The sequence below is a fragment of the Pantoea sp. EKM101V genome, assembly GCF_011800325.1.
In the GTDB taxonomy this organism is placed as follows: domain Bacteria; phylum Pseudomonadota; class Gammaproteobacteria; order Enterobacterales; family Enterobacteriaceae; genus Pantoea; species Pantoea anthophila.
Genome location: NZ_JAALFP010000001.1, coordinates 166,086 through 184,457 on the forward strand (window position 1 = coordinate 166,086; position 18,372 = coordinate 184,457).

Below are 18,372 nucleotides of genomic sequence, written 5' to 3' on the forward strand. Positions count from 1 at the left end.
CCTTATCTAATCTGTGCAGATATGTACTGCCCGATCAACTCGAAACCAGCATCAGTAATACTTAGCAGAGGACGGGCCTCATACTGCACTTCTTTCCCTTTGCGCGACGTGCGGTCGCGTAGCCCGTAATGATGCAAGCGGGCCATGCGCTGCACGTTGCCCGCAAACTCGATCATGGCCTCATTCGGGCTGGCCTGCGTCTTCATGTATTTAGCGGTGAGTAGCTTTGCGAACATCTCGCGCTTTATGCGGCCCTTTTTAGTGCGCACCGGCTGCGTTTCGCGTGGCTTGAACGGCGTGCCGTCAGGTGCCTGCTGGCACTTAAAGTTCTGCTGCTGACTCGCGCGCAGCTTCTTGGCTATGGTTCGCGCCATTTCTCTACAGGCCAGGGCTGACAGGCTGCTGATAAGCGCCTCCAGCCGGTCATTTACCAGCTGAAGCCCGCTCATGTCTGCCACCGCTGACCAGCTCGCCGTGAACATAAAGCTGCAGCGGCCGCGCGTCATTTTCCGTCAGCGGGTTTTCGCCAACGTGCGCCACATGCAGCCCGTCGTCAGCACGCTCTACGATCACGCGCTCTCTCAGCTGCAGCTCAATGCTGATATCGCTGATCATGTCGCTTATCACATCCGCCTAGAAAGTAAAGTCGTGTGGCGCTTTTCCCCGGTTGCCATAATGTCGGGTTCATTCGTGCGCACCCATGACAGCAGCGGCACGATCATCAGGTCGATATTACCGGCGTAGTCGGTAATGATTATGTTAAGCCAGTACTGGTATGCAAACGACAGCGAGCTGGCAATCATCAAGACGTGCGCCTGCTGTCGATAACACGTTCAGCACGCACCGCATGCCATCGCAAATGATGTCAATTATCAGGGATGACTCCTGCGGGTTTGCGCGAGGCACTAAAGTCTTCTTTGCTTTTCATCAGGCATGAGCTGGTGTTGCTGTAGGAGCGTCTGAAGCAGATAAATGAATGGTTGGAGGGGAAGAGGTGAACGTATTCCAGCTAAGTTAACTGGCAACGCACGAACAACTTGAAGAAATAGCGCCTGCTTTTGCAGTCGCTTTGCCGATTAGTAAAGCCAGCGCCCAGCTTTAGCCGATTCGATTAGCATAGCGATGGTTAAGTGCTCTGCGCTTTTCTCATCCACACTCAAGGATCGCGGTCTGATAAAGTCAGGAATAAATCCTTTACTGACCGGCCAGTATTTCAGGAAATCAAAGGAGGAATCATCAACATGAAAGCGTGAAAAATAGTCTTTCATGATATCGTCGCCGGTTTCCCTGGCCCAGGGGTACTTGCCAGTAAAAAGACTGGTCTCAGGCGATAGAGGGCGTTTTTTACTAAAAGGAGTCGGTAAATTCCATTTGCTGTCGTACCAATCTTATATTTTTATTTCAATTTCGTCTCTCAATTCCACAACTTATCTCAATTCCGTGCAATGCGATTGTATGTTGTGGTCGCCTTCCAGCTGATAGTCGCGACATCGTTGAATAAGAAAATAATGCCTAAAATAGGTATCCAGTATCCAATAAAAGCTTAGGGTTAGTTGCATAGCTGAACCTTGGCTTTTTGATTGAACCGTTAGACAGGGCTGTTAACCGCATTTTTCAATCTCAAGCCAGCGACGCAGATTTGCACTCAGAATGCTGCAGCTAAGCAGCAACGCTAATCCGTGCACAACCTGATGCAGCCCGATACAAGAATAGCTCCACAAAAAAAAGACTTTTGTTATTTACCCAGCCAGCGACCGGCTTTTGCCGATTCTACCAATAGACGAATGGTCAGTGGATCAGGTGTCTCGGAAAAATCTTCCGGGAAGTATCTATTGAACGTGATTGAAGCAGGGTCAATGCCAGATATAACGGCATATCGCTCAAGCAATTCATACGCGTCAAGAGGATCCATGCGAAAGTCATTGTTCAGGTCGGTGTCAGGCTCAAGATTATAGCGCCGAAAGGTAAAAATACTTCTGCCGTTATAACCCTCTACCAGCGCAAACACGGCCTTCTCTATATCTTCGTCAACCCTATCCTGTCGTCCTTGTGAGTAATCAGCTCTCTCCATATCATCCTCTGCAAAAGTAATCGCGCTGATCAGAAGGTTACGCTAGTCAGTCTGCCTGTCATGCGTTTTTTCCAGCCAGTCCCGTCCTGCTGCACGTAGATTTCAGTTTTCAATGTGCGCACGGCAGACCAGAAACACCGTTAACTCACAGGCATTACCGCTGTTAAAATCACCAACTTTCAGAATAATGATATTTTCAGCCTGCTCGCGGAATCATAAAATGCTGCTTTAACAGGGAGATATACCATGAAGAATGTTGTGCTAAGTATGCTTGCCAAGATTTCACAAATAGATGCAAGCACCAAACAACTCACCGCGCGCGTTGAGGCGCAGTCTCTGTTGATCAGTGCGCTGGTGCTCGCGGTAAGTAAGCAGGGCGGCGTAACGGAGATGATCGAGGGCGCGAACAAGGCGATCAACACGGTAATTGACTCCGCAGACTCAGATGAAATGCTCAAGTCTGATGCGGCGCTTCTTTTAAGCGAACTTCAGGATTTACTGATTATCTCCCGCGCGGTTGATGGCGCAGATGAAGAAATCAATCATGAGGCACTCAATGAACTGGCCGGGGTGACCTCACCCGCACAGCTTCTTCAGGAAGATAATTGATTCGTTGCCTCTGGCCCGCCGCGCGCGGGCTTTTCAGTTCCATTTCTCGTTGAGCAACGCTCTCAGATCCCTTTCAGACAGGCTGTCACCCAGGGTGAGATATTTCCGTGCAGGGCAGGGCGTTTAATGAAGCGACAGGGCAAAAAAGGCTCTGTCATTATCAAAGGAACGTTATGCAGCGCAATCAGAGACACCCATGAAACGTGCATTATTGTGGCTGCTTCACTCTTTTTCAGATTGGATTGCTATTGCCGTTATTGTGGCGGGCATCTATCTCTTCATTAGCTTTGTGCCGCAGCATGCAACGCTGCTCAGTGTTGCATGGGTTGTCACCATTTCTTATCTCTATATCCGATACAGTCGCGGATAGTGATGACGTCCTGCGTGTAATCCGCCCTGATTCTTAGCCCGGGAACCACCCGAAGAGGACACATTGTCGTAACGTAACAGGGTCAGAAGCACCGCAAAACCTCATCCGTAATCGCTTCACGTTGACCATAGTCAATGTACTCTGCGAGCCTCCGCAAACGCGTAAATACGTTTATCCCGCGTATAAAAAAGCAGACGTACCCTGAGGCGGTGATATTCAACCAGGATGCGTTATGTTTTTGAAAAAAGTTATACCCTGTCTGATTTTAGCGCTGGCAAGTTCAGCCATGTCCGGCTGTGTGATGGCGGAAGGTGGTCGTCATCATTATGGTCACGCTTCTGACTGGCATCATCATGGCCGACCGGCTATGCCAGATGCGTCGCAGCACATGGGGCCGCCGCCTGCGGCATCCCGGCATATGGGCCCCCCGCCGGCACCGTCCTCTGACAGCGGCATCCATCGCTGGCATGCATAAGCGCCACGCATGTGGCACCGCCTTCACAGAATGCAACACAACCTCACTGGCTCGCACCCAAAGCTCAACAGCTAGCTTGTTATCACGGCCGTTTGGCTTATTCTGAACGTTCAATCAAATGGAGGAACGTTTATGAAAGCGGCAATAGCAAATAGTGAACACCAGGTTGAAGTTGTTGAGAAGACACTACGTCCTCTCAAAACCGGCGAAGCACGGCTCAGGATGGAATGCTGTGGTGTATGCCATACCGATTTACATGTGAAGAACGGGGACTTCGGCGATAAAACCGGTGTCACGCTGGGTCACGAAGGTATCGGGATTGTTGAGGAGGTTGCGCCGGATGTGACCTCTCTCAAGCCGGGCGATCGCGCCAGCGTGGCCTGGTTCTTCAGGGGCTGCGGTCACTGTGAATACTGTAACTCCGGGAATGAAACGCTCTGCCGGGAGGTGGTTAATGCGGGTTATACCGCCGATGGGGGTATGGCTGAAGAGTGTATCGTGGTTGCAGACTACTCGGTCAAGGTTCCCGAGGGGCTGGACCCTTTTGCCGCCAGCAGCGTAACCTGCGCCGGCGTCACCACCTATAAAGCGGTAAAGGTCTCTGAGGTCAAACCGGGCCAGTGGCTGGCGATTTATGGTCTCGGCGGGTTAGGCAATCTCGCCCTGCAGTATGCTAAAAATGTTTTTAACGCCAAAGTGATCGCCATTGATGTGAGCGACGGCCAGCTGGCGCTGGCGAAAGAGATGGGTGCCGACCTGGTGGTGAACTCCGCCAGCGAAGACGCGGCGCGCTTTATTCAGGAAAAAACCGGCGGGGCGCACGCAGCCGTCGTGACCGCCGTGGCCAAAGCGGCCTTTAACTCGGCGGTAGATGCGGTCAGAGCCGGGGGACGGGTGGTGGCAGTCGGACTTCCGCCGGAAGCGATGAGCCTGAATATCCCGCGTCTGGTACTCGATGGCATTCAGGTGGTGGGATCGCTGGTCGGCACCCGCAACGATCTGGCGGAAGCTTTCCAGTTTGCGGCGGAAGGAAAAGTGGTGCCTAAAGTCACCAAAAGAAAGATTGGCGAGGTGAACGACATCTTCGATGAGATGATCCACGGCAAAATTCGCGGCAGGATGGTGATCGACTTCACCGGTCACTCTGCCTGATCAGACGCACCTGACCTGATGCTGAAGCCCGCCCCGAGCGGGCTTTTTTGTGCCTGAAATGTTAAATGCTACGGGTTGTGCAGTTACCGCCAGGGTTAAAACATTAATAAGCACTGCTTTATGTTTCATGATGTTTTTTTGGCTTGCACTTTACCGGTAACATTATAGTTTAAGAGGTGATGTCGGATTACACACAACTGAAGGAGGGTTATTTATGGCGAAACATCATCTGCTTAAATCCATTGAAATTGCAGCCATTGTGCTGTTTGTCCTGATACTGGCGTATCTGGCGATCACCGGGATTTTGTCCTCAACAGGTATGGACCACGCCTGGCCTTACCCCACTAAGTAACTGAATGCAGCACCAGGGAAAATCATCAATATTATAAACAGATAACCCCCAGCCCACACCTGTGAGGCGGAATACCGGGTTACACCAGACTGACCGAAAGCAGCGTGAGCTCTTCCGTGTCCAGTGACAGACTTTTTTTCGTTTCGAACATAAACTGTTCCAGCGCCTCTTCCACATCATCCCCTTCGATAAAGGCGTGCGTGGTGACATGATGTTCACCTTCCGGCTTAATGACGTAAGACACAAACCACTTTTTCTTCTGCATGATGCTTCTCCTTCTGATGCTATAACGCGTTAAGAGCGGGCAATCGGTCGTGTGCTGTCCGGCATGGCGAACAGCGTGCTGCCGCGCTTGTCAGGGCTGATGACAGGGTTTAATCCAGCGGTGCGGGAAGGAGCAGGTCGATCACATCATCGATCTCGTTACTGGCCGCATGACGATCGAGGGCGACAGCGTAGTAGCGTCCTTTGCAGTAGTGCCGGGTCACCGCAACGCGGTGGCCGGTATCGCTGTCCGCTTCGCCGCCGGTGGCGGTCTGCAGATGGGGCGGGATCACCAGCTCACTTTCAAGTTGATCGGCTTCAATGATTAACGCGCCACCGTCGCTGGACAACAGCAGATGCTGAATGCGCATAGATTTTCCTCTCCGTCGGATTGCTGACCGGGAAAGTGTAGTTCACTCCGGCAGGTGTGCAGGGCGTAAGACGTGGTTCCCTCCTGGTCACGCCGTCGCAGGCCATAAAAAAGCCCCGCGAACGGGGCTTCTGAATCCATCTGTCACTCAGCTGGTCTGGTCAGCCAGCTTCGGGGCCAGAACGCGTTTACCCATCCGGATGCCGGGCTTCTCAACATATTTGTAGAGCAGCGACGCCAGCGCATAGGTCACCGGGATGGCGGAGACGCACACAATCAGGAAACGCATCAGATCGCTTTTGAATTCGATATCGGTGTGATTCAGCAGCAGCGCGATCAATGGAATGACAATCAGCAGGTGCAGCAGGTAGACCGAGAACGAGACGTCGCCCAGCCAGGTGCTGAGACGGTTGTTCAGCAGCTTACGCGGCAGAGCAATCAGCTGCGCCATCCGGCTGCCCTGCGGATACTGCCAGAGAATGGCTGTCATACCGACGATCATCAGCGCTTCCATAATCACCTGCAGCTTGATGAACCCCAGACCCATTGCCACGCTGGCAACCGGTCCCAGCAGCGCAAAGGCGACGTAAAGCAGCGATTTGCGGCGAATGGCTTCTGCCAGCAGCATGCCTGACAGGAACATATTCAGCTTAATCAGGATCATTGAAGGCATCTCAAACGCCTCATAATAATCGGCCAGCAGATAGCGTCCGGCGCAGCAGAGCACCATGATACCGATCAGGGAGGCAGCATAGCCAAACCGCAGCGTCACTAGCATGATGAACGGGAACAGCAGATAGAACTGCATCTCCAGTCCGATGCTCCAGTCAGGCAGTACGGTGTTAAAGCCGTAATCGGGCAGCATGCCGAACAGGAAACTGAAGTGGGTCAGCACATTTGCCAGCGACTGGTCGGTGTAACGTGACGACTCGGTTGCCGTGCCGGAGTAGAAATGCGCGATGGTGTCACGCATCTCGCCAAACCACGGCCCGTAAATCAGGGCGATGATTAACAGCAGATAGTAGAGCGGCGCGATGCGGAAAAAGCGACGGATCCAGAACTTTTTGATCGTTGCGGCGCTTTGCCATGGCTCTTTCTGCTGTCGCTCGACATAGTTTTTCGCCATCAGGTAGCCCGAAAGCAGAATAAACAGATCGACACCGATGCCAGGGGATGAAATCAGTGTGATATGGCAGTGAATCAGCAGGCTGATATGACCTACCAGTACCCAGAGAGAGGCGATGCCGCGTAATCCCTCAAGCTCAGTTGACCAACCTCGTGTTGCAGACATAACTCTTCCTCGTTTTTATCCGACCTTCGGCGCTCACTAAGCCTCAAGGCAACAGATATGTAAACGGCCCTTTACAAAAGTAAGAGGAATCTGAAGAAGAGAATGCTGAAAAAATCAACTTAAAAAGGGTAAAAACGCACAGAAAGTTAAGGGCATGCAGCCGCACACCCTTAACCATTATTACAGCCCGGAACCTCTGTCAGGCCAGTTTTAACAGGAGCATACCGGCCAGCAGCAGGCTCAGGCCAGCCCAGCCTTTGCGGTTAAGCCGCTGACCAAACAGTACCCAGCCCGCCGCGACGGTGGCGATAATGCCAAAGCCACCCCAGACCGCATAGGCTATCGACAGGTCGATACCTTTCACCGCCTGGGCAAGCGCGCTGAACGCGAGCAGCACACAGCAGAGTGAAAGCAGCCCGAATAGACGTTTTTTGAATCCATCAGAATATTTAAGGAATATATTGGCGGCAATCTCCAGCAGGATAGCGAGTGCCAGCCAGGCCGCATGGACAAAATCAGCGATGACCATGGTTAACCTCTGCTGATGATTCGGTGCCGGTTTTGATCAGGATGATCCCGACAATCAGTGTCATCAGGCCGCCGATCTTCAGCGGTGACAGCGACTCGCCAAACAGCTGCACGCTGAACAGCGTAATCAGCAGGATGCCGATACCTTCCCACAGAGCATAAGCCACGCCCAGGGCAATATGTTTGATGGCGAAACTCAGCAGAATATAAGAACAGGCAATCATAGCCAGCATCATCAGGTAGCCATACTGGCTGCCGCTGAGGCTGGACCATTTCATAAACAGCGTACCGATTATTTCAGTCACGATAGCAAGTGATAATAAAACCCAGGCGTACATGGGGATCTCCAGCAACGAATTAATGACGACCTGCCACGCGTGATTGCGTGCAGACTCAGAACCATATCGAAGCGGAAGGGGACTACAGGGCGTTACGCCAGTGCTTATCAGCGACGTTCCGGGCGGAAAGGAAAGCAGGGGAAATCAGGGAATAAAACACAAAAAGTTTGCGCATAAAGTTTACAACGCATCCACATTGTTGCTTCTCATCAGTGGACGGAAAGTGCCTCCGGTTATCTACACGCAGGATTTATAGCATCCGGCATATCGTGAAATCAACAGCAGATGCTGCTTTGTTTGATTTTGATTAAGGTTTGATGATTTGCAGATGCAGGTTAACGGAAAACAATGTGTGGAATGGGAGGGGGAATAAAAAAGCCGGGCAATAAGATGCCCGGCGAGGTTTAAAGTGACACTGTCACGATTTAGTCGCTGCGCTGTGGGGTGGTGCGCACAGGCGCCTCTCCAGCCACGTAGTAGGCCGCAGTGCTGCGCGGCAGCGGCTCGCGTCCACGGATCTTATCAGCAATCTTCTCACCGATCATGATGGTGGTGGCATTCAGGTTACCGGTGATGATCAGCGGCATGATGGACGCATCCACAACGCGTAATCCCTGCAGGCCATGCACCCGGCCTTCGCCATCGACGACCGCCATCGGGTCGTTGCCCATTTTACAGGTGCCGCACGGGTGATAAGCGGTTTCGCCGTGATTACGCACGAACTCATCCAGCTCCTCATCCGTCTGACATTCAATGCCCGGGCTGATTTCGCGGCCGCGATACTTATCCAGCGCGGGCTGGTTGATGATCTCGCGGGTGATGCGAATCGCATCGCGGAATTCATGCCAGTCCTGCTCATGCGACATGTAGTTAAACAGAATCGCCGGATGGCGGCGCGGATCACGTGATTTCAGGCGCACATGACCGCGGCTGGGTGAACGCATCGAACCGACGTGACACTGGAAGCCGTGGGCATCAACGGCATTGGAACCGTTGTAGTTAATCGCCACCGGCAGGAAGTGATACTGAATGTTCGGCCAGCTGAACTCTTCACGGCTGCGGATAAAGCCACCGGCTTCAAACTGGTTACTGGCGCCGACACCAGTGCCATTGAACATCCACTCGGCGCCGATTTTAGGCTGATTCCACCACTTCAGCGCCGGATAGAGGGAGACCGGTTCTTTACACTCATACTGCAGATACATCTCCAGATGATCCTGCAGATTTTCACCCACGCCTGGCAGGTCGTGAACCAGCGGAATATCAAACTGCTTCAGCAGTTCGGGCGAACCGACGCCGGAGCGTTGCAGGATCTGCGGCGAGGCGATAGCCCCGGCACAGAGCAGCACTTCACGGCGTGCGGTCGCTTTGTTCAGGGTGTTGCTGTCGCCCTGCAGAAACTCCACGCCCACCGCACGCTTACCGTCAAACAGGATACGGTCGGTGGTGGCATGCGTAATGATCTTCAGGTTGGCGCGGCCTTTAGCCTGATCGAGATAGCCGCGCGCGGTGCTGGAGCGGCGTCCCTGCGGCGTCACGGTGCGGTCCATCGGGCCAAATCCTTCCTGCTGATAGCCATTGAGGTCATCCGTGCGCGGATAGCCCGCCTGCACGCCCGCCTCAATCATCGCTTCAAACAGCACGTTGTTGCCCGCTTTTGGCGTTGCGACGCAGACCGGGCCGTCACCGCCGTGGAAATCGTTCGGGCCGATATCGCGGGTCTCCGCCTTGCGGTAGTAGGGCAGGCAGTCCAGATAGCTCCAGTCCTCCAGCCCCGGCGCGCTGGCCCAGTTATCGAGGTCCATGGCGTTACCACGGATGTAACACATCCCGTTAATCAGCGACGAGCCGCCCAGGCCTTTACCACGGCCACACTCCATGCGGCGATTATTCATGTAAGGCTCAGGTTCTGTTTCATAGGCCCAGTTGTAGCGTTTGCCCTGTAACGGATAGGCGAGGGCGGCAGGCATCTGGGTGCGGAAATCAAAACGATAATCCGGGCCGCCCGCTTCCAGCAGCAGGACGCTGACGTTGCTCTCTTCGGTCAGACGGGTAGCCAGAACGTTTCCTGCGGATCCAGCGCCGATAATAATGTAATCAAATTCCATTCATCGTTCCTCAGGTTAAAGGGTGATTAAAAGACTGACTGAAAACGCGTCAGCTCAACCTGCACTGACTTCACCTGGGTGTAACTCTGTAAGGTCATCAGGCCATTCTCACGGCCAATACCGGAGTGCTTGTAGCCTCCGACCGGCATCTCTGCGGCGGATTCACCCCAGGTATTGATCCAGCAGATGCCGGCTTCAATCTGGTGAATGACGCGGTGCGCACGGTTGAGATCCTGCGTCACCACTCCGGCAGCCAGGCCATATTCGGTGTCATTGGCGCGGCGGATCACTTCCTCTTCGCTGTCATAGCTCAGGATCGACATCACCGGTCCGAAGATCTCTTCACGTACAATCTTCATCTCATCACGGCAGTCGGTGAAGACGGTGGGTGCCACCCAGGCCCCCTGATCGAAGTCGCCGCCGGTCAGGCGTTTGCCGCCGCACAGCACGCGTGCGCCTTCAGCGATGCCCGATTCGATGTAACGCATCACGTTGTCGCGATGAGTGAAGCTGACCAGCGGACCAAAATTGGTGGCCGGGTCGCGCAGATCGCCAGCCCTGATGCGGGCAACGCGCTCGCTGATTTTTTCCTCAAAAGCCGCTTTCAGCGACGCGGGGACAAAGACGCGGGTGCCGTTGGTGCAGACCTGACCGGAGCTGTAGAAATTCGCCATCATGGCGATGTCGGCGGACAGATCGAGGTCGGCATCATCAAAGACGATCAGCGGAGATTTACCGCCCAGCTCCATGGTGACCTCTTTCAGGGTTGATCCTGCGGCATTGGCCATCACCTTTTTGCCGCTGACGATGCCACCGGTGAAGGAGACTTTGTCGATACCCGGATGTTCGGTCAGCAGCTGACCGGTAACTGCGCCGAGGCCTGGCAGCACGTTGAAGACCCCATCCGGCAGGCCCGCTTCGCTGTAGATTTCCGCCAGTTTCAGGGCGGTGAGCGGGGTCACTTCACTCGGTTTGAAAATCATCGCGTTACCCGCGGCCAGTGCAGGCGCGGATTTCCACAGGGCGATCTGAATCGGGTAGTTCCAGGCACCAATCCCGGCCACCACGCCCAGTGGTTCGCGGCGGGTGTAGACAAAAGAGGTGTCGCGCAGGGGGATCTGCTGGCCTTCGATGGCGGGGATCAGCCCGGCGTAATATTCCAGTACGTCTGCACCGGTGACGATATCGACAGCAGAGGTTTCGCTGTAAGGTTTACCGGTGTCGAGCATCTCCAGCTCTGCCAGCTCATCGTTACGCTGACGCAGAATATCGACGGCGCGGCGCAGAATGCGCGAACGCTCCATCGCGGTCATCGCGGCCCAGACCTTCTGGCCTTTTCTGGCGGCAGCAACGGCGCGATCGACATCTTCCTGGCCGGCGGCATGAACCTCTGCCAGTACGTCGCCGTTGACCGGATTGATCGTCTGGAACGTTTCGCCAGACGCTGCGGCCACATAGGCGCCATCGATGTAGAGTTTCTGCTCGTTGAATCGGGACATGTTTTCTCCTTCCGTTATTCGTGCTCGCCAGCCAGTTGCTGACGGATGAACTGGGTGGTTAGTGTGCGGGCGATGACCGGGTCAAAAGGCTTACCGCTCAGCGCTGCGCGCAGCCACAGACCATCTATCAGGGCGGCCAGGCCATGCGCGGCCAGACGCGCTTTTTCCAGCGGCAGCTGACGCCGGAACTCCACCGCCAGGGTGGAGTAGAGCCGCCGGCTGCTGACCCGCTCCAGGCGGTTGAGCTGGGGCTGATGCATGCTGCTTGACCAGAAATCGAGCCAGGCCTTCATCGCTGCGCTGTGCACCTGGGTTTCATCAAAATTCCCGTCAACGATGGCACACAGTCGCTGTTCAGCCGGGGCATCGGCAAGCGGCCGTAACCGCGTCAGAACCGCTTCGCGCAGCTGCCGGGTCACATCACGCATCGTGGCTTCCAGCAGGCCGTTCTTATCTTTGAAGTAGTGACTGATGATGCCGGTCGAGACCCCCGCCCGCCGGGCGATCTGGGCGATGGTGGCATCATTGATTCCAACTTCGTTAATCGTACTCAGGGTCGCATCAATCAGTTGCCGACGTCGTATCGGCTGCATCCCTACTTTTGGCATAGCTCCGCTCCGGCTCCGCCCTCAAATTGAACCCCTATTTAAACTTTTTTTGATTGCACGTTCAATATAAAAAGAAACTTTGTTAGTGTAGTGTTCTTTAAATGTAGCGTAAGCGAAACGGCAATGAGTGCTAAGCTCACTGTCAGCCGTTACGCTTAAACAGGAAGTAACAGAACGATAGGAGGCCGCACGGCCTGAACACCCCGTGAGCGGCAAATGTTATCCATTGCGTATTTTCAGGATATTAACCAGAGGTAATCGATGAATAATCCACCTGCCGGTGAAAAAGACAGACTCAATCCCGTTGTATTTTATACCTCTGCCGGATTGATTCTGACGTTTTCACTTGTGACGATTCTCTACAGTGAACTGGCCGCGAGCTGGATCCTCAAGGCGGTTAACTGGGTCTCCGCCACCTTCGGCTGGTACTACATGCTGGCTGCCACGCTCTACATTGTCTTTGTGCTCTACATGGCCTGTTCGCGCTTTGGCTCGATCAAGCTGGGGCCGGAGCACGCCAAACCGGAATTCAGCATCCTCAGCTGGTCCGCCATGCTGTTTGCCGCCGGGATCGGGATCGACCTGATGTTCTTCTCGGTGGCTGAACCGGTGACGCAATATATGCAGCCGCCGGAAGGGGCGGGGCAGACGCTGGAGGCGGCCCGTCAGGCGATGGTCTGGACGCTGTTTCACTATGGCCTGACCGGCTGGTCAATGTATGCGCTGATGGGGATAGCGCTGGGCTACTTCAGCTATCGCTATAACCTGCCGCTGACCATCCGCTCCGCGCTCTATCCCATCTTCGGCAAACGCATCAATGGCCCGATTGGTCACACCGTCGATATCGCCGCCGTAGTGGGTACGATCTTCGGTATTGCGACCACGCTCGGCATCGGGGTGGTGCAGCTTAACTATGGCCTGAAGGTGCTGTTTGATATCCCGGAAGGACTGACCGCGCAGACCGCGCTGATCATCCTCTCGGTGGTGATCGCCACTATTTCGGTGACATCCGGCGTGGATAAAGGTATCCGTATCCTCTCCGAGCTCAACGTGGTGATGGCGCTGGGGCTGATCCTCTTCGTGCTCTTCTTCGGCAACACCGAATTTCTGCTGAATGCGCTGGTGCTGAACGTGGGGGACTACATCAACCGCTTCATGGGCATGACGCTCAACACCTTTGCCTTTGATCGTCCGACACAATGGATGAACAGCTGGACGCTCTTCTTCTGGGCGTGGTGGGTGGCCTGGTCGCCTTTTGTCGGCCTCTTCCTGGCGCGTATCTCACGCGGTCGTACCATCCGCGAGTTCGTGCTCGGCACCCTGATCATTCCCTTCACCTTTACGCTGCTGTGGCTGTCGGTGTTTGGTAACGCCGCGCTCTATCAGATTATTCATGGTAATGCGGGCTTTGCTCAGGAGGTGATGAATCATGCAGAGCGTGGCTTCTACAGCCTGCTGGCGCAGTATCCGGCCTTTAAACTCAGCGCCTCTGTCGCGACGATCACCGGTATGCTCTTCTACGTCACCTCTGCGGACTCCGGTTCGCTGGTGCTGGGGAACTTCACCTCACGTCTCAAAGACATCAACAGCGATGCGCCCAACTGGCTGCGTATCTTCTGGTCGGTAGCGATCGGGGTCCTGACCCTGAGTATGCTGATGGCGAACGGCATCTCGGCCCTGCAGAACACCACGGTGATCATGGGTCTGCCGTTCAGCTTTGTGATCTTCTTTGTGATGGCGGGGCTCTATAAATCGCTGAAGATTGAAGATCACCGTCGCGCCAGCGCCACGCGTGACACCGCGCCCTATCTGGCCCACGCTACGGATCGCCGCACCTGGAAAAAGCGCCTGTCGCGGCTGATGAACTATCCGGGGTCGCGCTATACCCAGCAGATGATGGAAAAAACCATCTATCCGGCGATGGAAGAGGTCGCGAAAGAGCTGGAGCTGCGGGGTGGTCGGGTGTCGCTGGAGAGCGTCGCGCCGGATGCGGCCAACCCGATCGGCTATCTGGATCTGCGCGTGCATCTGGGCGAAGAGCAGGACTTCATCTATCAGGTCTGGCCGCAGCAGTACTCGATTCCGGGCTTTACCTATCGCGCCCGCAGCGGTAAATCGACCTACTACCGGCTGGAAACCTTCCTGATGGAAGGCAGCCAGGGTAATGACCTGATGGACTATAGCAAAGAGCAGGTGATCATCGACATTCTGGATCAGTACGAGCGGCACCTGAACTTCATCCATCTCAACCGTGAGGCACCGGGCAGCAATATCAGTTTCCCGAGCGCCTGACGCCAGGCCCGTCCGCACACTGCGGGCGGGCTTTTTTTTTGCCGTCAGCGGCAGGCAATGCCGCGCCGGACGCGGATATCGACTATCTTTAGGGCTTAACTGGCCTGATGCCTGAAGGTGTAGACAGGGAGTCATATGGGAAAAATATTCAGTACGTTTCTGCCGCTCTACACCACCACGCTGCTGATGTTGCTGGGCTCCGGTCTGCTGACCACCTATGTTTCACTCCGGCTGGCGAGCGAGCAGGTGAACGGGGCGCTTATCGGTGCCATCATCGCGGCAAACTATATTGGTCTGGTGATTGGAGGCAAAGTCGGGCACAACCTGATCGCCCGCGTCGGCCATATCCGCGCTTATGTCGCCTGTGCCGGGATCATTACCGCCTCGGTGATTGGCCACGGGCTGACCGACTTTATTCCGCTGTGGGTGTTTCTGCGTCTGATCATCGGGCTCTGCATGATGTGCCAGTATATGGTGCTGGAGAGCTGGCTCAACGACCAGGCGGAATCCTCTCAGCGCGGCATGATTTTCGGCTTGTATATGGTCGCGACCTATCTGGGGCTGAGCGGCGGTCAGGTGGTGCTGAGCCTGCAGAGTGGCTTTGGCGTGAGTACGCTGCTGATCGTGGCGCTCTGTTTTGCGCTCTGTCTGGTGCCGATTGCGCTGACCACCCGTACCCATGTCAGGCCTATGACCCCCGCGCCGATGGAGCTGGGCTACTTTATCCGCACCATTCCCAAACTGCTCGGCACCACGCTGGTAACCGGCATGGTGATCGGGGCGTTTTACGGGCTGGCGCCGGTTTACGGCAGCAGCAAAGGCTTCACCACCAGTCAGACCGGCTACTTTATGAGCCTGACGATTTTTGCCGGTCTGGTTTCACAGTTCCCGCTGAGCTGGCTTTCCGACCGCTACGACCGTCAGCGGCTGTTATTTATCATCGCGCTGCTGTTTGCCGTCTCCTGCGTGCCGCTGATTATGCTGCCGCATCTTACCTTCCACTGGATGATAGGCATCGCCTTTGTGGCCAGTATGATGCAGTTCGCGCTCTATCCGCTGCAGGTTGCGCTGGCGAACGATCAGGTTGCCGCCGAGCGACGGGTGTCGTTAACCGCCTGTCTGCTGATGGCGTTTGGGATTGGTGCCAGCATCGGGCCGCTGGTGGTAGGGGCGCTGATGCAGCCGCTGGGCAGCAATATGCTCTATCTCTTCTTCGCCGTCTGCGCGCTGGTGACGTGCGGGCTGAGCTATGTGCGAACGCCACGTCCGCTGCCGACAACCGAAGTGCCGCTGCCGCATGTGGTAATGCCTGATAGCCTGGCAACCTCACCGCTGGGTGCGGCCCTGAACCCGACGCTGGAAGAGGAGGTGATCCAGGCGTCAATGGGCGGTCAGGAGCCGGAAGATGAGAGCGATGAATCTGAAGAGCAGCCAGAAGCCGGGGAAGAGCCGGACGACCGCGCCACGGATAAGACGCAACTCTAGCGCCGGGCCACAGTCTGCACCCTTGAGGCAGAATGTCCCGATCTGACCCCGCTTTGTCTCTCCGCTGACTCGACAGCCGGGCCGCTACGCGCGAAGCTGACGCATCATCCTGACAGGAGTGCCGCCATGCCTGAACTTCGCCCCCGCTGTGAACGCTGTGACTGTGACCTGCCGCCATCTTCCCTGGCGGCACGGATCTGCTCATTTGAATGCACCTTCTGCGCGGAATGTGCCGAACACCTGCAACATCGTTGCCCCAACTGCGGCGGAGAGATGGTGCGCCGCCCGGTGCGTCCGGCGGAGAAGCTGGAGGCGTATCCGGCGAAAACGCGCCCCTGATCTGCCGCGGGGCCTGCCCGCTTTCCCACTGCGCTGCCGTTGCTTGTGTCGGTGCAGAGGCGGATCTGGCTATACTGTGCAGAGGCTTTGCGACGCAGGCGGAGGATCAATGTCTTACCAGTTTCTCGAGGGGGCAGCGTGGCGGCATATCTGGGTCGTGGGCGATCTGCACGGCTGCCGCGCTGAACTGGATGCGCGGTTACAGCAGCATCAGTTTGATCCGCAGCAGGACCTGCTGATTGCAGTGGGTGACCTCATTGATCGCGGGCCCGACAGCCTGGGGTGCCTGGCGCTGCTTAAGCAGCCCTGGTTTCGCAGCGTGAAGGGCAACCATGAGGAGATGGCCCTGTTGGCGTTACAGGGTCACGAAAAGCAGCGCTGGCAGATGAACGGCGGCGACTGGTTCTGGCGGCTGCGCGGCAGTGCCATCGTTTCGGCGCGTCACGCGCTGCTGCGCTGTCGCGATCTGCCGCTGATCGTGCATTTACAGCTGGGGGCGCGTACCGTGGTGATTGCCCATGCGGATTACCCCGCCGCGGAGTACGCCCTGGATAAACCGCTGGACTGGGAGCAGGTGGTCTGGAGCCGTCAGCGGCTGGAGGGGCTTCAGGCCGGCGCAGAAAGCGGCATCCGCGGGGCAGATGCCTTTTATTTTGGTCATACTCCGCTGAAGGAGCCGCTGACGGTGGCCAACCTGCACTATATCGATACCGGTGCGGTGTTTGGCCATCATCTGACGATGGTTCAGCTGCAGTAATTTCAGCGGAACAGACGCCCGTCCCGCACCAGCTCGCGGGGGTAGCTGTTCTTGATACGGCTGCCGACTTTCTTTGCCAGCCCCAGCGGCTGCTGCTGATAAGTGACAATCATCTCATTACCGGCGGGTTCGCTTTCCGGATAGACATCCCGCCCGCGATACCACTCTTCTGCCTCGGCTGCCGTCAGTTCGAAGGCGTGCTTCGCATCCGGTTGCGCCAGCGCGATGACCGCCTCATGCTGCCAGCGATAGCCTTTCGCGAAGGTTTCAGCCAGCTTCAGGCCAATTCTTGAGAAACGCACTCTGCCCAGCAGCGGGGTGACGGCCGCCGGGAACAGCCAGATCTCTTTATCACGCTGCCACAGCACCAGCGAATCGTCCCAGCGGAGTGAGACGGCGGCGGCGGCCTGAATGATGTCGCTCTCCAGCTTGCGGCTGACGTGCGAGAAGGGCAGCTTGCCGACTTTATAGCCCGGTGCAGGCAGCGGATCGACCGACGCGGTTTTGCGCAACCGGGCCACAAAAAAGCCTTCGCTGTCGAACATCTGCGGGAAAACGTGCAGATAACCCTCTGGCGTGGCGGCCTGCTCCGCCCCTGCAAACAGTTCGTTGAGCGGCAGGATCTCCACGGCGTCGGGGTAACGCTGCAGCAGCCAGGCGATGACCTGCTGATTCTCAATCTGATTCAGGGTGCAGGTCGAGTAGACCAGCGTGCCGCCCGGTTTGAGGGCATGGAAGGCGCTGTCGAGCAGGTCGCGCTGGGTGGCGGCAATCTCTTCTGTACTGGCCAGCGACCAGTTTCTCAGGGCATCGGGATCTTTCCGCATCACCCCTTCGCCTGAGCAGGGGGCGTCAAGCAGGATGGCGTCAAACTGTTCCGGCAGCGCAGGACCGAATACCCGGGCGTCGAAATGTGTCAGCGCACTGTTGGTGACGCCGCAGCGGGTAATGTTGGCGTGCAGGACTTTCACCCGGCTGGAGGAGAATTCATTGGCCAGAATGATCCCCTGATTGCCCATCCGGGCCGCAATCTGGGTGGTTTTTGAACCCGGTGCCGCCGCCATATCCATCACGGCGCTGACCGCTGTCTCCGCGTCGAACAGGGCGGTGACCGGCAGCATGGAGCTGGCTTCCTGAATATAGAACAGGCCGCTGAGGTGTTCCGCGACGCTGCCCAGTGGCAGGCTCTCATCTTCCCGGCTGATCCAGAATCCCTCTTCGCACCACGGCACCGGCGTAAGCTGCCACTCATAGTCAGCGGTGAGACGCAGGAAGTCAGCCACGCTGATCTTCAGGGTATTCACCCGCAGCGTGCGGCGCAGCGGCTGCTGACTGATGGCGATGAACTGCGCGAAGCTGGCCTCATCGGGCAGGCTCTGGCGCATTAAAGAGAGAAAATCGGCGGGGAAAAGCGAAGCAGCATCTGACACGAGTACATTCCAGTTAAGGCAAAGGCGGCAGTGT

22 protein-coding genes and 1 pseudogene are annotated in these 18,372 nt (G+C 56.1%); 9 read left to right on the forward strand and 14 right to left on the reverse strand.

Translation table 11 applies throughout. From position 1 onward, the window contains the following. Window positions 1-2: 2 nt before the first annotated feature. From HFD92_RS00860 to HFD92_RS00875, 5 genes and pseudogenes are all read right to left on the reverse strand, one after another. Window positions 3-449, reverse strand: a complete 447-nt coding sequence (locus HFD92_RS00860; protein WP_167428113.1) for a phage virion morphogenesis protein — start codon at window positions 447-449, stop codon at window positions 3-5. Then, window positions 424-615: a phage tail protein gene (locus HFD92_RS21725; RefSeq protein ID WP_255461682.1), complete on the reverse strand. Its 192-nt coding sequence runs from the start codon at window positions 613-615 to the stop codon at window positions 424-426. Before HFD92_RS21725 ends, HFD92_RS00860 begins: the two co-directional genes overlap by 26 nt. An 8-nt stretch (window positions 616-623) precedes the next feature. Continuing rightward, window positions 624-803 carry a phage tail protein gene (locus tag HFD92_RS21730; RefSeq protein ID WP_255461689.1) on the reverse strand — a complete coding sequence of 60 codons (180 nt, stop codon included), beginning with the start codon at window positions 801-803 and terminating at the stop codon, window positions 624-626. Between the two features lie 273 nt (window positions 804-1,076). Beyond that, window positions 1,077-1,340 (reverse strand): annotated as a pseudogene (locus HFD92_RS00870) (DUF1493 family protein); the annotation flags it as partial. A gap of 395 nt (window positions 1,341-1,735) precedes the next feature. After that, a complete protein-coding gene (locus HFD92_RS00875) occupies window positions 1,736-2,071 on the reverse strand; it encodes a DUF1493 family protein (protein WP_167428114.1) in 336 nt (111 codons plus the stop codon). Window positions 2,072-2,317: 246 nt separating this feature from the next. Between HFD92_RS00875 and iraP the strand changes: the two genes are divergently transcribed. The 5 genes from iraP (at window position 2,318) to HFD92_RS00900 (ending at window position 5,029) form a co-directional block, all read left to right on the forward strand. Continuing rightward, on the forward strand, window positions 2,318-2,680 hold the full coding sequence (iraP, locus tag HFD92_RS00880) for an anti-adapter protein IraP (protein ID WP_033736214.1): 363 nt from the start codon (window positions 2,318-2,320) through the stop codon (window positions 2,678-2,680). A 196-nt stretch (window positions 2,681-2,876) separates the two neighbouring features. Continuing rightward, entirely contained in the window at window positions 2,877-3,050 is a 174-nt protein-coding gene (locus tag HFD92_RS00885) for a hypothetical protein (protein ID WP_009089766.1), read from the forward strand. A gap of 232 nt (window positions 3,051-3,282) precedes the next feature. Continuing rightward, window positions 3,283-3,525 carry a hypothetical protein gene (locus tag HFD92_RS00890; protein ID WP_167428115.1) on the forward strand — a complete coding sequence of 81 codons (243 nt, stop codon included), beginning with the start codon at window positions 3,283-3,285 and terminating at the stop codon, window positions 3,523-3,525. Between the two features lie 132 nt (window positions 3,526-3,657). Then, window positions 3,658-4,677 carry an alcohol dehydrogenase AdhP gene (gene adhP, locus HFD92_RS00895; RefSeq protein ID WP_167428116.1) on the forward strand — a complete coding sequence of 340 codons (1,020 nt, stop codon included), beginning with the start codon at window positions 3,658-3,660 and terminating at the stop codon, window positions 4,675-4,677. A gap of 214 nt (window positions 4,678-4,891) precedes the next feature. Continuing rightward, window positions 4,892-5,029: a hypothetical protein gene (locus HFD92_RS00900; RefSeq protein ID WP_009089769.1), complete on the forward strand. Its 138-nt coding sequence runs from the start codon at window positions 4,892-4,894 to the stop codon at window positions 5,027-5,029. Window positions 5,030-5,108: 79 nt separating this feature from the next. Here HFD92_RS00900 and HFD92_RS00905 read toward each other — a convergent pair whose 3' ends face one another. The 8 genes from HFD92_RS00905 to betI all read right to left on the reverse strand — a co-directional run bounded on the left by HFD92_RS00905 (window position 5,109) and on the right by betI (window position 12,035). Then, window positions 5,109-5,294 (reverse strand): hypothetical protein, encoded by a 186-nt coding sequence (locus tag HFD92_RS00905; protein WP_009089771.1) that lies wholly within the window; start codon window positions 5,292-5,294, stop codon window positions 5,109-5,111. A 109-nt stretch (window positions 5,295-5,403) separates the two neighbouring features. Continuing rightward, window positions 5,404-5,664, reverse strand: coding sequence for a hypothetical protein (locus HFD92_RS00910; protein ID WP_167428117.1), 261 nt, complete (start codon window positions 5,662-5,664; stop codon window positions 5,404-5,406). 147 nt (window positions 5,665-5,811) lie between these two features. Further along, a complete protein-coding gene (locus tag HFD92_RS00915; protein ID WP_167428118.1) occupies window positions 5,812-6,954 on the reverse strand; it encodes an acyltransferase in 1,143 nt (380 codons plus the stop codon). 199 nt (window positions 6,955-7,153) lie between these two features. Continuing rightward, complete coding sequence (gene mdtI / locus HFD92_RS00920; RefSeq protein WP_058957316.1) at window positions 7,154-7,483, reverse strand: multidrug/spermidine efflux SMR transporter subunit MdtI; 330 nt, start codon at window positions 7,481-7,483, stop codon at window positions 7,154-7,156. Next, window positions 7,470-7,820 (reverse strand): multidrug/spermidine efflux SMR transporter subunit MdtJ, encoded by a 351-nt coding sequence (gene mdtJ, locus HFD92_RS00925; protein ID WP_111207554.1) that lies wholly within the window; start codon window positions 7,818-7,820, stop codon window positions 7,470-7,472. The genes mdtI and mdtJ overlap by 14 nt, the downstream gene beginning before the upstream one ends. Window positions 7,821-8,245: 425 nt before the next feature. Continuing rightward, window positions 8,246-9,928 carry a choline dehydrogenase gene (betA, locus tag HFD92_RS00930; RefSeq protein ID WP_009089779.1) on the reverse strand — a complete coding sequence of 561 codons (1,683 nt, stop codon included), beginning with the start codon at window positions 9,926-9,928 and terminating at the stop codon, window positions 8,246-8,248. A 26-nt stretch (window positions 9,929-9,954) separates the two neighbouring features. Then, window positions 9,955-11,427 carry a betaine-aldehyde dehydrogenase gene (gene betB / locus HFD92_RS00935; RefSeq protein WP_167428119.1) on the reverse strand — a complete coding sequence of 491 codons (1,473 nt, stop codon included), beginning with the start codon at window positions 11,425-11,427 and terminating at the stop codon, window positions 9,955-9,957. A 14-nt stretch (window positions 11,428-11,441) separates the two neighbouring features. After that, the gene (gene betI, locus HFD92_RS00940) at window positions 11,442-12,035 is read right to left on the reverse strand and encodes a transcriptional regulator BetI (RefSeq protein ID WP_009089782.1); all 594 of its coding nucleotides are present in this window, start codon (window positions 12,033-12,035) and stop codon (window positions 11,442-11,444) included. A 261-nt stretch (window positions 12,036-12,296) separates the two neighbouring features. Between betI and HFD92_RS00945 the strand changes: the two genes are divergently transcribed. From HFD92_RS00945 to HFD92_RS00960, 4 genes are all read left to right on the forward strand, one after another. After that, on the forward strand, window positions 12,297-14,327 hold the full coding sequence (locus HFD92_RS00945) for a choline transporter (protein WP_009089785.1): 2,031 nt from the start codon (window positions 12,297-12,299) through the stop codon (window positions 14,325-14,327). Between the two features lie 135 nt (window positions 14,328-14,462). Next, entirely contained in the window at window positions 14,463-15,812 is a 1,350-nt protein-coding gene (locus HFD92_RS00950) for an MFS transporter (protein ID WP_167428120.1), read from the forward strand. A 126-nt stretch (window positions 15,813-15,938) separates the two neighbouring features. Next, complete coding sequence (locus tag HFD92_RS00955) at window positions 15,939-16,151, forward strand: DUF1272 domain-containing protein (protein WP_111207558.1); 213 nt, start codon at window positions 15,939-15,941, stop codon at window positions 16,149-16,151. Window positions 16,152-16,260: 109 nt separating this feature from the next. Further along, window positions 16,261-16,908: a metallophosphoesterase gene (locus HFD92_RS00960; RefSeq protein WP_167428121.1), complete on the forward strand. Its 648-nt coding sequence runs from the start codon at window positions 16,261-16,263 to the stop codon at window positions 16,906-16,908. 2 nt (window positions 16,909-16,910) lie between these two features. On the opposite strand, the gene rsmF is transcribed toward HFD92_RS00960, so the two are convergent. Continuing rightward, the gene (gene rsmF, locus HFD92_RS00965) at window positions 16,911-18,338 is read right to left on the reverse strand and encodes a 16S rRNA (cytosine(1407)-C(5))-methyltransferase RsmF (RefSeq protein ID WP_370525214.1); all 1,428 of its coding nucleotides are present in this window, start codon (window positions 18,336-18,338) and stop codon (window positions 16,911-16,913) included. Between the last annotated feature and the right edge of the window lie 34 nt (window positions 18,339-18,372).